This is a genomic window from Agrobacterium tumefaciens, from assembly GCF_005221325.1.
Taxonomy (GTDB): Bacteria; Pseudomonadota; Alphaproteobacteria; order Rhizobiales; family Rhizobiaceae; genus Agrobacterium.
On record NZ_CP039891.1, the window covers coordinates 37,753 to 52,247 of the forward strand.

Consider the following 14,495-nt stretch of genomic DNA (forward strand, 5'->3'; position numbering starts at 1 on the left):
TGCTACCAGTCTTCGACCGGTAGTCGGCTTTTCTGGCGGCCGGGATGAGGTGAGATTACGGGCGCTTTCGCCTGCATGGCGGCAAAAGGCTTCTGCGACGCACCCGCATGGATGCCGCGGACAGCATTTCGCAACTGGCTCCTGGACGGTTTCGCAGTCTCGACTATGGAAGCGATCTCGCGGCGAAACTCCACCTTTTCAACGCTTGAGCGGTGGTTTGCCTCGCGCTGACGGGCGCGCTCAGCCTCATGTTCCCAAAGTGTCAGTGATGCAAGTCTGCCATCACGCCGCTCGACAGGCCGAAACTGCCTGGATTCCGGATCCCGGACATAGATATGGCTGATGTCCCGAGGATCATATCTTACGTCCAGCTTTCCGAGCCGGTCTCGCTGCGGGATGAGGCCGCCAAGCCATGACGCATAGTAATGCACAGCAAACATGCTGATCCCCTGCGGCGACAATCTTCTTTCCGTACCCGGCAGAAACGACAACAAAACAGTGTGTGGATCGTCATTGAAGCGCGGCAAAGCTGCGTCGTTGCGCTGCCACTCCGTATTCGGCACCCTCAGTGTCTTGGTGTTTTCCTGCCGGTTGTGATCAAGGACGGCCAGCGCAACGCACCGCTCCAGGTCCGCGAAACCGAGACAGGCACGCCGTTCCGAGGGATAGTCATCGCGATCAACCACGGACCGTCCGGTCGAACCGCGATAGGTGGCGAGGATAGCGTTGAGCTTGCCCAGCAGCCGTTCGACCACGCCGCCTTGATGCACCCTTCCCCGATCACGATATCGAATGCGGATGCCATAATCGTCGCAGCCACGCTGGAAAGCGTTCCCCTTGAATTCCATCGCCGAGTCGGTGACGAGCACTCGAGGCCTGCCGAAAGTCGACCAGGCGTGGGCAAGGTTACGGTTGGCAAGCCATTCGTCCTTCGGGCACATCGCCTGGGCGACGCATAGTCCGACCGACAGGACAGACGGTTTCTCCAAAGTCAGGCAGAAACCCAGAATAACGCGTGATGCCACATCGGTCACTATCGTGAGATAAGGACGACCGACAAATACGCCAGCCCCGTCAACGACCTCCACGAAATTGATATCGGCCGGAGTATGATCGATCTGGCAAACGTCTAGCGGATTGGTTGCGTGAATATATCCTGGTCGAGGCCTCAGCCGGAGCAGGTGTTTCGGATTGGCTGACCGTTTCTTGGCGATCTCTTCAGCGGTAAACAGCATCGGGATACGTCGGGCAACGGTAACGTATGACGGCTGTGCCAACCCGGCTTCTTCGCAGCGAGCCCGGATTTCGGCCACAACCGGGGCAAGGGGCGGAGCTTCCAGTGTCAGCCATTGCTCGCGCAGCGTTGTTACTATGATTGCTTCAAGTTTCTCTGACAGCCGTTTCCGGCGGCTGTTTGCGGTGCGGGGGAGTAAGGCAGTTACCGTCCTGTCCATGCGATAGCGGACGAGGAGATTGTAGATTTGCCGCCGCGTCAGTCGCAGTTCGACCGCCGCGCGCGAGATGGCAGGCTGCTTCGGCCCGATGCCATCAAGGATCTTATCCAGTTCCTGGGCAATGCGAAGTGCAGCCGACCAATGCTCATCTGAGATCGCGCGTGTCGCCGGCAGTCCCTGGTCATGTAATCGCTTTGGCATGGGTAGACCTCGCTGAAATTCTTAGCGAAAAATCTACTCAAATCTATCGCCTAACCCTAACGCCTGTATGACAATTTGCGATTTGCAAAATTAAACCAAAACCCACACCGGTGTCGCTTTGACCCGTCTCGACGAGCGCATCGCCCGTTCACCGGTCGGCGCAGGCTTCCTCGAGCGAACCCATTTTACCGATGCCTGTGCCTCGCTGTGGATCGACGGCGAACTGGTCCATCTCGAAGACCTCGTCCTCCACGACGCCACTCGCGATATTCGCACACCCACCCATGAGCTGACCATCGCCCGCGACGTTCTCCGAACCCGCCGCCGAATTGCCTCGCACGCGCCGGATTGGGCGTTATCGGCAGAGGGTATCCGAACTTTGCGACAGACGTCTGACATCAATTCCGTCGGCGCTGACGCGGTGGAGCCCGGCGGCGTCACTCGGCCCGCGGTCGCCATCGATTCGGAAGGGGAGGGGGAAGATGGGGATGTCTTGGAGGATCTGTCTGGCGTAGACTATGCCGCCATCGATGCGTTGCTGGCGCGATCGGAAGCGGCGATCGAACAGGCGAAGCGGCCCGGGCGCGCTGACTCCCGCGAACGAGACGCTCTCGTCTATGATCTCGACTGGGACGAGGATGCGCGGCTGGAGGAATGGCGCGGCGTGCTGCGCCAGGCTGAACATCTGCCGGCGGTGCTACAAGCGATCGTTGCCCTCGATGGCTGGAACGAACTTTCCGTCCTGCAGCACGCGCCCTGGCTCGGCCGGCTGTTTGCCGCCTCCATCCTGCGCCAGGCAGGTATCACGACAGGCGCCCATATCGCCGCCATCAATCTCGGACTGAAAACCATTCCCGTAGCTCGGCGCCGGCACCGTGATCGGGAGACCCGGTTGCTCGCCATTGCTCATGGGCTGATCGCGGCCGCCGAGATCGGACTGAAAGAACATGACCGGCTGGCATTGGCCCGGACACTGTTCGAGCGAAAACTGGACGGGCGGCGGATGTCTTCAAAACTGCCGGAGCTGGTCGAACTCGTCATGGCAAAGCCGTTGGTGTCGGCAGGGATGGTCGAAAAGGCGCTCGGGGTCACGCCGCAGGCGGCGCGGCGGATCGTTTTGGAACTCGGCTTGAGGGAGATGACGGGGAGGGGGAGGTTTCGGGCGTGGGGAATAATATAGTTCGAGAGCGCGGCAGCATTTTGATTTGGAAATCGTCGTGAAGGCAAGCTGGCATCATCCTAGATGTTTTCCACTGATCAGCGTCTGGAAGCCATTGCGGCTGGCATGGGTGGGCTTATATTAACGCAATGAAAGCGAAGGGTACGGAAGACAAAACTGGAATAACTCCGCTGCCCTCCGAGTACATGCGGAAGCGGCGCCCGCATCTTTTCTCGGACACATTTGCCAGCGTGGAATCAACGCTGACAAAAGAGGTACTCTCCTATCACCTCTCTACGATGACCAGCCGCAATGGCGAGACGACGTTTGAACATTTCGCTAGGAAACTTGCCGAAGCCGAGCTTTGCCCAAACCTGGTTCCCAACACGGGGCCGACAGGTGGCGGCGATGCCAAGGTCGACACCGAGACCTATCCGGTAAGCGTTGAAGTGGCGTTACGCTGGTATCATGGCGAGCAGGCGGCAGCGAAGGAAAGATGGGCCTTTGCGATCAGCGCCAAAAAAGCCTGGACCGGCAAGGCGCGCAGTGATGTCGCGAGCATTGTCGGCACGAAGCGTGATTACAAGCGAATTTATTTCATCACCAACCAGCCGGCACGCGCTAAGACCCGGGCAGACATCGAAGACAGCCTCTCTGTAAAATATAGTATTCCGGTGCGTGTTCTCGATCTCAACTGGATACTGGAAAAGGTCTTCGACAACGGGCGACTTTCCCTTGCTGTCAAAGCCCTCGGCCTGTCCTCCGAGTATGAGCGACAGGTTCCGACACCCGGACCAAGGGACTATGAACGAGCCCGCGATCTCCAAGCGCTCGACGGCCAGATTTCGGACGCATCCCGCTACAGCGGCACGCCTCATCTGCTGGCGGAAGATTGTCTTGAAGGAGCGCTGACGGCCCGCGGCCTAGGAAAGCCCCGCGTTGAGGTCGATGCCCGTTTCATGCAGGCCCGCCGCGCAGCCATCGCCTCCGGCAGCAAGGCACTTGAGTTCCGTGTCGTCTACAACTGGGCCTGGACCGTCTATTTCTGGTTCGACGACTTTCTCGCGCTCTCCAGTCTCTTCGGCGAGGCTCTGGAACTTATCGCAGATAATGAAGACGCAGATATCGTTGAGAAGCTGGGCAATCTGTGGTCGCTGCTGCGAATGTCTGTCGCGGCGGAAAAGGTCGGCCCGGAGTTTGCAAGGCTTGACGAGCGCGGCAACGCCTTGCGAAGCAGACTGCAACTCATAGCCGACATTGATGCCCGGCCGAATAACGCGCTGCAGGCAAGATCTGCCCTTCTCTTCGTCGAGCTTGTCGATCGGCGGCACGATAATCCCGAGCTTGGCTTCGATGACATCTGGCGCAGCTTCATCAAACTAATCGAGGATTCTCGGGGCCTCGGGACCTTTCCTTTCGAGCCCGTCACCGATGCCCTGACCGAGTTCGGAGCCTTTATCGAAAGCTCCGCTTACGACGACCTCGTTGAGCACGTCGCGGATGCTCTCGCCGAACGCCGTCGTGAAGGAGAAAGCGCGGTCGTCAATGTCCAGAGAGCAGAGCAGAAGCTGGAGCACGGAAAGCCGTACGAGGCGATCCGCTGGTTCGGTCGAACGATCGACGGGCTGGTGAAGAAGGAGTACGAATACGAACTCTTCAAGACATTGGCAGGCTTAGCTCAAGCCTATGATATGGCCGGCCTGCCCTGGGCGGCACGCTCCAGTGCGATGTCAGTGGTCAGCCATCAGCTCGGACAGAACCGTACAACCAACGGCTCCGTCTCCGGCATCAGCGCTGCAATGGTGAACGCGCTCTTCACCTTCGAGATCCAGCTTGGCCGCGTACCGCAGGCCGTTGCCTTCCATATGCTGGAAATGAACATCCGCTATTCCTGCGCCCGGGATGACGAGGAGCGTACGGAAGTAAACAAGTATCGTTATTCCAACGCGATGAAGTTGGGTGCACTGATCCTCAATACGCCTGCGGAAGCTCTCAGAGAGCTCGAACGTCTCCACGATTGCCTGCACCACCTCGATCTGACGGAAGCCGGTTTCACGACACTGTTTCTCCTGGGGCAGTGGGACGTGCTGCGCGACGAAAAGTGGATCCTTTCGGAGACGTCGGAGGACAAGGTTGAGACGATCATGCTCGACATCTGGGCGCAGGGCGAGGCGGCGAGGGTCGCACCAACCGCAATGATCAACGCCGGCGATCGAAGCTCCCTCACTTGCCGGGTCATCGGCGCGGAACTGGTTTTCGACGCAGTGTCCAAAATGACCTCGATTTCGATCGCCGAAGCTCTACTCGGCGTCGTCGAAAGTTTCGTCGCCACAAGCCTGAACGCAAAAGTCCTGCCGGCATGCGAACGTCTGGTGATACGCATTGATCCGGTTCCGACGCATGTCGGTCCGCCGGTGCTCGAGTTTGTCGAGGAAGGCGGAATTACCGTCGGGCGTATCGCTCACGAGGAGAATTTTGGGACCGCATCGAAGGCCAGCCTGATCGCCTTTAGGACATTTTGCAGGGACGCGATCGCGCATATCATCGGCCGAATGGTGATCATGCCTGATGAAACGCATCTTCAAACGCTGGAAAAAGAAAACGTGTTCGGCCGGGCGCTGCTGTTTTCCAATGTGCCGATGATGACAGAGAACATTTTCGGCGATCACGCGCCTTTGCGCATGACAGACCACGACCGCCCAGAGTTCAAGACCTATCCGCTGCTGCGTGAGCAACCCTGGAAACCTCAAGGAAAAGTCGAAGCTCCGACGCCGCCACGGTTTGGCGACGGCGAACCGCCGCCAGGTATGTTCGACGAAGATAAGATGACACACCGCGACTATGGGGTACTGTCGCCGATCGACATACCGAAGTGGAACGCCGCACGCTGGAACGGCTCTGTCTTCATCACCGCGCCGCCCGAATACAACATGTTTCCAATCCTTGGGCTTGCCTTTGCTGACAGACAGGCAGCGCTTGCGATTTTCGAAGGCTTTCATAGCCGCTATGGCGAGATGGACGCCAAGGGAGCGATCCGCGTCGCCATCATTCGCGGAGTTTCTCGTAAGAAGCCGCACTCGTATGCGGTTTCAGTCGGTCCAAGCCTGGACCTCGGTCGAGGCGGTCCCGGAACCGTATTTGCGTACGTTGCACGCTACAATCGCATGTACCCGTCGAATTCTGACAATCTCGACAGGTTCCTGACGGAGTACCATCGTCTCGGAACAGCTCAGCTTGCGCCATTTCATCTTCCGACCTTTCAGGATGCGCCGGCGCCGCTTGGACGCCAGATAACCTTGAAGGAAATCGTCGTCCGCCAGGCGTGGCAGATCGGCGAAAACGATCCCGACATTTCAAGCCTCGATGAGGACGTAGACCCATACATCCCAGACGGCATTAAGGATGCACCGGTTCTACGAGCTATCGAAAAACTGAAGCGGCTCCGGCAGAACTCACAACGATAGTGCTGACTTTGACCGAAGCCCTGAGGCTCGCAGAAGAAGTGTTACTATGGACAATAGCGGCCTGACACCGCACGAGGTCTTCGAGATCCGCTTTGGCGTGGTCCAATCCTTCAACATCGACGATCGGCAGGAGCTGCATCGCCTGTTCTCGGCCAAGGTCTGTGAGGCCTACGGACTTGTGCGCTACAGCGGCAGATTCCGGAAGATACCGAAGCTGGTAGTTCGTCGGGGCGACGACGTGACATCCGACACGCCGAAACGCTCACCTGGAAACCGGCCGAAGCCTCCAAGCATGAAGTGAGAGCGGCATGTTCGAACTGATCAACCTTCTCGAAACCGTGTACCGGACCATCTCGGCGGATCTCGAAACATGGTTCAAGGGCTTTCCCGAGGGTCTGGCGTGGAACGTCTTTTCCGATTACTGCATTGGAGATCCGAACAAGGCCAATGACACCTTTGCTTTCGCAATAGTTCTCAATCACGACACGCAGTCGAACATCGAGGAATACATCGCGGCGGTAGCGCCTAGCGACATCAAAGGATCTCGGTCGTCGTCGGACGGCCTCATCGATTATCTGAGCTGCCCTGTCGTCTTCAGCGTCAGCTACCTGATCGGGAAGAAGTCGAAGCTGCTTCGTGACTACATGACCGACGACAACATCCGTGGCGCTCTTCAGGACATGCGGGATGTCGTTTCCCAACTAGCGGCCATGATCCCCCAGAAGGCTGATCATTACCGGGCGGTGGACAAGCGGCTGGCGAGCTTTCAGACCGAGATGAAAAAGCGCTCGCCAAATTCCAATCTGGCTCGACAGATTCTTCTCTGTTCAGCATTTGCATCGATTGTTTGTCGGCATCTGGCAGTTAAAAAGAAGCCCAAATTCGTCCGCTGGATCAGCGACCGGGATGCTATGTTCGACAAGTACGACAAAGTGGCCTTCGACCTCGCCTTCTTGTATTTCCATCTTCATCGGATGATAAACGGTCAGGATGCTCTCGAGCCGGAGTTTTATTTCGGGCTGCCTGGATGGGACGGAAAGAACGAATACGCGGAGTTCATTCGGGTTGCCGACTACCTCGCTGGCACGTTAGCTGACATCAAGCTACCTGAGATGACGTTTTCGCATGCGAAGTTTGAGCCAGTCTTTCGGAACCTCTTCGTCAACGGGCAGAACGCTGCCCTCGTCGAAGTCCTCGCCCGAGACGGCGGAGGGGTTACCGCACGTCGCCTCGTCCCGACCGCGCCGAACATCCTGTAAACGAAAAGGCGGCAGGCGGTACGGCGGACTGTTTTGGAGCTCGGTTTGAAAGCTGACCCGCAGCGGAGGTTTCGGACGGAGGGAACTTTATGGACGCCTGCCCTAGACTAGAGCTGACCTACATCTTCATAGTTTGCAAGTGGTGAAAGACCGAGCGCATAGAGCAATTCTCTTGGTGCCACGTAATTAATACCCGTGACGCCGTTGGCACGCGTGAAACGGTCGATCAAATGGAAAGCTTGATCATGCTCGGCATTAATTGTCTCGGGCTGCCAGAGTTTCTGATAAATATAGCGGGATGCGAAGCCAGCGATCACATCCGGGGTTTGAATGCCCAGCGATTCCTTGGAGTTTTGAAACGTCAATCTCGGCGAAGACTGGAAGCTGTAGTCGGCAGTTCGTAGCTTCACACGCGAAAGGTCGTCTCGTAGACTTTCGGCGAGTGCCTTGTTCACCTCAATGATCTTGTCAAAATGGACCTGCTCGTCGTGAACGAATGTTACATCAGCGATGTCGCCGTTGAAGTGGCGATTAATGCGGCCATATATTGTCGTGAACGATGAGATGTTGGGTAAGAGCCAGATCGTCCCATCCCGCTTGCTACGATCAGGGATTGGAAGGACACTTCGGACAGCTTCGTACGGATGCAGTTTCTCAAAGAGCTTTAAACTGGCTCGCGTCGAGCGCTCGATTCCAGCCGCGATATCGCGATCCCGTTGGGAGCGATGGCTCCACCAGATCAACCGCTGAAAGACCCTGCGACAATCTGGACGGTTTTGCTTTTGGCAAGCTTTCGCATAGAGCGGGCCAAGGTCATCTGGGGCATGCAGAGCGATGTAATCTGCCATCGTATTTTTTACAAACAGCGCACCGCGTGATGGCTCGGTTCCCAAAAGATGCAATGTAACGAGCCGCTCGACGATATTTGCCATAACCAGATAGTGCTTGTCGACAAGTTCGATGAAAACGGGCCATTCTCGCGAGTGCAAGAACCGAGCAAGATCTGATACGAACTTCGGCTTCGCTTTAGTTTGCGTCGATTTCAGTTCAGTTCCGTGTAACTTGTGCAAGGACTTGAGCCGTTCGACTTCGTGGGCAAGTGCATTGATATCGTCGATTCCGATGCACGCCAGGGAGAACATGCGTTGGCCGCCGAAGGAAGGGTGTGCCCCGACTTTGCAAAGGTCTCCAGTGTTGCCACTTTCATCCAGGTAAAAGTGCTTCGTCACGGATCGATCTGCCCATTGGTAAATGGGGGCTGAGTGCACCTGGCGACAATTGCTGAAATATTGTCCTCCCCGCCAGCACGTAGGGCGCTGTCTATGAGCGTCATAGCATCCGCGGTGCCAGATCGTCCGATGCTCGCGATCTCGTCCGACGAGAGGAAGTCTGTCACGCCATCAGAGCAGAGGATCAGAGACCAGTCGCCGGCCGGTGGACTGCTACGATGGATGTGCGGTCTGACACGCGTCTGGAGCGACATCCCACCAAGGGCCTGGGTAATCGCACCTTTGCGGCGCGGCGCTGTCGACGAACTGGGCGGAACATCGTCATGAGTGGCTTGGCGAAGACCGTTCTCATCGATTACGTAGCCGCGGCTGTCACCGACGTTGATGAACGTCAACGATTGTGCAGTGACAACCGCGAGAACGATTGTCGTTCCCATTCCCAACAGATCAGGAGTTTCTAACATCCGATGATGCAGGCCGCGGCTGATTGAGTCCAGCAGTTCCGACACCGAGGTATCGTCACCAAAGTCCACGTCGTCGCAATTAGCCGATATTTGCTCAACAGCGTAGCGGCTCGCCACCTCACCGGCCTTGTGTCCGCCTAAGCCGTCTGCAATTGCGAGAACGATAGCGTCAGATGCCGTAACCAACTCGATCGCCAACTGGTCGAAATCGCCACCTCCTATGCGATGATCGACAAGAAAGCTATCTTCGTTGCTATTACGGGCATAACCCTTGTGGGTCGCGGCGGATATGGACACTTTTGCGATATCAGACGGCAACTTGCACTCCATTCCGCAGCTTTTGACGCACTAGCGCTACAATATCGGTATCGGTCGTCACATAGGCTGTCTGAATGCGAAAATGAGGTCTACGGCCGGCAGGTTTTACAATCGGCCCGGCCGCGATGATCGCAAGCTTTCGATCTTTCACCACGATAGATAGATTGTGAAGCTCCGATCCACGCTCTGCCAGCGTGAGCCGGCGATTGACGTTCGCAAGCGACCAAAGCTGTACACCCGGCTCGAATGTTCCCTTTTCGCCAGTCGGTATCGAGTCGATCGGGTCATTTGTCATGATTTCAACCGTGGCGCGCTCAGCCAGTTTTCCGAGCTGGCTGACGACTTGTCGAGACATGCCTTCGTGTTCGACCGCGTCGATGCTGACAATCAACTCACTTTCCGTGTGCTCGAGTGCGTCTTTAAACAGGAATCCTAGCTCCGAGGGGCTCACTGATCGAAGTGGCAGTTCGTCAAGCTGTGTAGTTGAGGTCGCAATCTGTCGGTCAAGATCTTCGACTGTTCGAAGCTGATGACTTTTGAGTTTGTCACGGCTGCGGCGCTTGCGCTCGTGCATCTCAACGAGCTCAATTCGCTCCTGGGTGAGTTGTCTCAGCATGGACTTAACAGCCTCTGCTTGGTCGTCGGCGATTTTCGACCACATGTTGTCACCAATGAAAGCTTTGATGCGACCAGCATCCTCGGACCAACTCCCCTTGATAAAACCAGCCTTTTTTAATCCGCCGGTTCTGGAAAACTCGACTTCGTGGCGTTCGCTCAGCTTGTCATCGACAACAAGCCCCAATTCGAGATCACCAGTGAGGCGATTGCGGAATAGGAGGCCTGTGGTCGGCCGAAACATCATCTGGTGACGCAGTACGCGACGTAAGCCGAGGATCTGCTTCTGGAACTCTTTGCCCCCGATCCTTCTAACCGCCTGTCCAAGAGTATTGAGTGCCAACGTGTCTAGACCGGGAGGGTCTAAAGATGCCGCAGGCAAAAGCAAAGTGCCGTTTTGCCTTGCTTCTTTTGCACCCTCGACCTGGGCATCAATAAGTTTGACGGGTGAATGGAGAAGAAGGTCGTAGTCGAAGACCAAAGTTTCATCCTGCGGCCGGCTTTGTCCGCTTTCCAGTCGCTCCTTTCCTAGATCAGTAATGTGATACTTAGTATCTGACAGGGAATCGCTTAACTCGGTGACGAGTTGCTCGAACAGAAGACGAGTCAGGTTTTCCTCGACGTGCCTGATTGCCAGACCAAGCATGGCCGCGATCTCGACTGCTGTCGCATCCTCGATCATCAGGGACTTGAGCACGAACTCTTGAATGGTTGGCAGGTTTTGTCGCCGGAGCGTTATTGCTTCCACAGTGAGACGGAAAACGGGAAGGCCGCATTTCTTCACATCCACCAGATCGAAGCCTGGGCGGAGACCAAACTCACGAACTGCACGCTGAGTGGACATCATTGCAGTGGCCCCAAATGGCACTCGCCGGGATGAGCCTCTACCCACTCTATCACTTTCCGGAAGGGGTTCGGGGCCTTGGCGGTTTGGCAGAACAAATGATCGCCGACGATGATCAGCGCCGATTTCGCACGCGACAATGCCACGTTCAGCCGCGGTTTTTCTCGAAGGAAGCCGAACTGTTTCCGAAGATTTGATCGAACGACAGAGTAGATGCAGACGTCCGCTTGTTTACCCTGGAAGGCGTCAACAGTGTTGCAGACAATGCTGAGATTAGGCCAATCTCCGGCGTATTTGCGCGTCATCAGGTTCAGCCGTCCGACCTGACGAGAATAGCCGGCGATGACGGCAACGGTAATCTGGGTGCAATTTTGCTCAGTCGTCGCTTGGAGGTCATCAAGGATTCGTTTGATCCACTGTGCTTCAAGCGCGTTATCGAAAGTGCTCGCATGACGCTGCTCTTCACGCCTCTTTTCTGCTGACGTTGTGTACCAAGTCACGGGGGCGGGCAGCTTCCCTGATAGATCCAGTCCATGCGATTCGATCGGGCTTTTGAGTTTGCCGTCGTAAAAGCAGTGGCTAACGAGCTCGCCGATAGGCGCCACCATCCGGTGCTGGACGCGCATCTCCGCCCGGCTTGCGGCTGGAAGAGCTGCAACTCCCTTCAGAAAGCGATCCAAGATTGTCGGGCGAATATCCTCTTCCTCATCAAACTGCTCGAGCAACTCGTCTCCGAAATCCTCGAAAAACGGCGGAAGTTGCTCTGGATCGCCGACGACGATCCACTTCTTGCTCTTCGACATCGGAATTAGTATCTCGGTAGCGGTCGCCTTGGAGGCCTCGTCAACGATGCACAAGTCGAACTGGACATCCTCAATACCCCGAACGCCCGCGACGCCAACGCATGTGCCCGCGATCACGCGAGCATCATTCACGACTGCAGCGTTGAAATCACCTGTCTTCCCGACCTTCAGCAACCAGCCTTCAAGGAGCTTGAGCCGGTCTTTGCACGCCTCTATAGCTGGCGAACCCTGAAGGTAGAGGTCCTGCCATTCCCTGAGCTCCTCGGGATCGCGGATGCCTGCGATGTCCGGTCCCATATCAACCGAAGATCGAAGCTGGTCGCGGATGGTGCGTTCTTCAGTACGCAACGCTCGCCTTGTATTCTTGAGGAGCGTGATCTCGTCGCCCAGAACAACGGTCTTTTCTTCGAGCTCATGATCGATCTCGTGGCGGCGATGACGTCCTTCCGAAACTTCTTCAACCCTATCAATTAGCTGCTCAGCATCTTCGAGTCGGAGCTCAACCTCCTGGCGCCGCTCGATAGTCTGGGCGAGCCTCTCGACGAGCATGCCAAGCTGGACAAGGTTACGATCGACGCCCTTGGCAACCGCCCATTCAGTCAGGTTTTGTTCGGCTTTTGCTCTCACTTGCTCCGCCCAGGAATTTACCTTTTCTTCGAGAAGGAGGCGCTTCGAGAACTCGCTGATCCTCTCGTCGTCCGGCCTCCCGATCCGAACAATCTCTTCGCCGTCGCCAACCAATCCGGCGATTCGTTCAATAGCCTCGTCAAGGGCCGTGTGGGTTTGCGAGGAAAGCAAGATCCGTTTTCCAGGATTCATAGCTAGCCATCGAACGACGATTTCAGAAATGAGATCTGTTTTGCCCGTGCCTGGCGGACCGGCGATAGCCAGAACTTCGTTCGTCCCGAGAGCCTGCTTCAAGACGGCAAGTTTTTCTCCCTCCAGCTTTGATTCCGACAAGTGTTTCTGATCGACAGCGCTCGGCGGCCTGGCTTGCGACGGATCAAGTAGAATGGCCTTCAACCGTTCATTTGCGGCTCGACCATACATGATCCCATCCACCGCGTTGTTTTGATTGGCTAGGGAACGCTCCGCTGCAACCGTGTTCAAAATCAACTCGCCCTTGCGCGGGATAAGATCGGCAACGCCACTCTGAACCTCAAAAACGACCTGGTCTAGGACCACCTTCCGCACAGTGCCGAAAACATGGCGGCCACCAGCTCGAACGAGCCGCTCCTCCCCCACACCGTCTGCGGATGCGGCGCTGTCGAGGACGAAGGTGACCTTGTTTCCTTCGATTTTGCGGCTGGTGAAATGCATAACTGAGGAACGCTCGATCTCGAAGCGGACCCGGTCACGCAGGTAGCCCTTCCACGCTTTGAATATCCGCTCATTTCGTGCAGCCTGCCGCTCCTGGCTTAGGCTGTTCTCATGATCGGCTACACGTTGCCAGATCTCCAACAGTATGTCCGCCGCGACGATTGGATCTCTGGCAGGGGTGAATGAGAATTGAAGCGGCAGTCGCAAGGCGTGCTCCCGCTTCGAAGCTGCGGTTGCCACGTCCAACTCGCGGCAGTCGTAGATCTCGATGGTGTCCTTGCCCCGCCCCGTGATGCGACCGCGAAATCGCCAAGACGACCCGAAAATGTCGAGGCTTGATTTGGATGGATCTTGATCACCATATCGATGCAATGCCAAACCGTGAACATCGCTGAGCTCTTGCAGGATAAAGCTCCGGACGGCAGAACCATCATCCAACGATATCTCTTCGGCCAGACGTTCCTCCGCGATCGACGTCAGATCTAGAAAGCAAGGATACTTATAGCCAATATCCACGGCTCGGCGAGCTTCCACAGCCTCGATCTCGAGCCTCAGCTGCTTTGCATCCAGTGGCCGTTTGCGCCGATCCTCGGAGAGGGATCTTTCAAGAATATCTCTGATCCCTTCCGGAACCGCCGCCTCATGCAGGGCGACACCCAGATCGACATCGCCTTCAATTGTACGTCCAACGAGGCAATAGACGGCAACCGCCGCGAAGCCGAAACAATCGCGTCCGTAGGTATGGACGCCATCGTCGGCTTCTAGGGGTGAGAAACCGGGTGTTCGCGCATCAACGAAAGTCTTGCCGGCGACTGGCATCCACGGATCGCGGCCAAAGACTTTCGATATCCCGTAATCGGTGATCTTCGGCACTTCCTTTCCGGTCATCATGATGTTCCGGGGGTTCAGATCGCGATGGGCGATCTGATGGCGTGTCTGCGCAAACACAAGCGCGTCCAGAACCGGCTTACCGATGAGTGTGTAGAATCCATTCCACGGGATCGCGCCTTTCCGTTGAATGTAAGCCTCAATTGTTTCCTCTAGCCACTCGAGCGCGAGATACCATCGGCCCTCAAGATCCTGATCGACTTTAACGAGAGAAACGATGTTCGGATGCTCAAGTTTCCCGAGAGCGTCTGCTTCGCGCTGGAATGATGTCTTCTGGCGCTCAGGGTCGCCTTGGAGCAGCATACGTTTGATTGCCACGTGTTCTTGGCTCAGCACATCGTATGCCTTCTGGATCGACCCCATGCCGCCCTCGCGCAATTCATTGGCAAGGACAAAGCGGTTGCCGAGTATGGTTGGGGAGTCAACAGATTGAATAGTCACCGCATCTTCCAAAAGAAACCGAAGCCGTTACGGATG

8 protein-coding genes and 1 pseudogene are annotated in these 14,495 nt (G+C 56.5%); 4 read left to right on the forward strand and 5 right to left on the reverse strand.

Features of this window, described 5'->3' with window-relative positions; all coding sequences use genetic code 11:
- Window positions 1-2: 2 nt before the first annotated feature.
- Window positions 3-1,655, reverse strand: a complete 1,653-nt coding sequence (locus tag CFBP5499_RS27835) for a Mu transposase C-terminal domain-containing protein (RefSeq protein WP_080830981.1) — start codon at window positions 1,653-1,655, stop codon at window positions 3-5.
- A gap of 109 nt (window positions 1,656-1,764) precedes the next feature.
- Between CFBP5499_RS27835 and CFBP5499_RS27840 the strand changes: the two are divergent.
- The 4 genes and pseudogenes from CFBP5499_RS27840 to CFBP5499_RS27850 form a co-directional block, all read left to right on the forward strand.
- Window positions 1,765-2,835 (forward strand): annotated as a pseudogene (locus tag CFBP5499_RS27840) (RHE_PE00001 family protein); the annotation flags it as partial.
- A 128-nt stretch (window positions 2,836-2,963) separates the two neighbouring features.
- Window positions 2,964-6,278 (forward strand): hypothetical protein, encoded by a 3,315-nt coding sequence (locus CFBP5499_RS27845; protein WP_130932631.1) that lies wholly within the window; start codon window positions 2,964-2,966, stop codon window positions 6,276-6,278.
- A gap of 46 nt (window positions 6,279-6,324) precedes the next feature.
- Entirely contained in the window at window positions 6,325-6,579 is a 255-nt protein-coding gene (locus CFBP5499_RS30255; RefSeq protein ID WP_080830972.1) for a hypothetical protein, read from the forward strand.
- A gap of 7 nt (window positions 6,580-6,586) precedes the next feature.
- Complete coding sequence (locus CFBP5499_RS27850) at window positions 6,587-7,537, forward strand: hypothetical protein (protein WP_080830970.1); 951 nt, start codon at window positions 6,587-6,589, stop codon at window positions 7,535-7,537.
- 107 nt (window positions 7,538-7,644) lie between these two features.
- On the opposite strand, the gene CFBP5499_RS27855 is transcribed toward CFBP5499_RS27850, so the two are convergent.
- Genes CFBP5499_RS27855 through CFBP5499_RS27870 form a run of 4 tightly spaced genes read right to left on the reverse strand, consistent with a single transcriptional unit; the run spans window position 7,645 to window position 14,459 of the window.
- Entirely contained in the window at window positions 7,645-8,766 is a 1,122-nt protein-coding gene (locus tag CFBP5499_RS27855) for a DUF3800 domain-containing protein (protein WP_080830968.1), read from the reverse strand.
- Window positions 8,763-9,548 carry a PP2C family protein-serine/threonine phosphatase gene (locus CFBP5499_RS27860; protein WP_158523334.1) on the reverse strand — a complete coding sequence of 262 codons (786 nt, stop codon included), beginning with the start codon at window positions 9,546-9,548 and terminating at the stop codon, window positions 8,763-8,765. Before CFBP5499_RS27860 ends, CFBP5499_RS27855 begins: the two co-directional genes overlap by 4 nt.
- On the reverse strand, window positions 9,538-11,010 hold the full coding sequence (locus tag CFBP5499_RS27865) for a hypothetical protein (protein WP_080830964.1): 1,473 nt from the start codon (window positions 11,008-11,010) through the stop codon (window positions 9,538-9,540). Before CFBP5499_RS27865 ends, CFBP5499_RS27860 begins: the two co-directional genes overlap by 11 nt.
- On the reverse strand, window positions 11,007-14,459 hold the full coding sequence (locus CFBP5499_RS27870; RefSeq protein WP_080830962.1) for a serine/threonine-protein kinase: 3,453 nt from the start codon (window positions 14,457-14,459) through the stop codon (window positions 11,007-11,009). Before CFBP5499_RS27870 ends, CFBP5499_RS27865 begins: the two co-directional genes overlap by 4 nt.
- Between the last annotated feature and the right edge of the window lie 36 nt (window positions 14,460-14,495).

What these genes read in the sequence shown, in the direction of transcription:
- CFBP5499_RS27835 (WP_080830981.1), bottom strand. Translation starts at nt 1,655, where the DNA reads ATGCCAAAGCGATTACATGACCAGGGACTGCCGGCGACACGCGCGATC.
- CFBP5499_RS27845 (WP_130932631.1), top strand. Translation starts at nt 2,964, where the DNA reads ATGAAAGCGAAGGGTACGGAAGACAAAACTGGAATAACTCCGCTGCCC.
- CFBP5499_RS30255 (WP_080830972.1), top strand. Translation starts at nt 6,325, where the DNA reads ATGGACAATAGCGGCCTGACACCGCACGAGGTCTTCGAGATCCGCTTT.
- CFBP5499_RS27850 (WP_080830970.1), top strand. Translation starts at nt 6,587, where the DNA reads ATGTTCGAACTGATCAACCTTCTCGAAACCGTGTACCGGACCATCTCG.
- CFBP5499_RS27865 (WP_080830964.1), bottom strand. Translation starts at nt 11,010, where the DNA reads ATGATGTCCACTCAGCGTGCAGTTCGTGAGTTTGGTCTCCGCCCAGGC.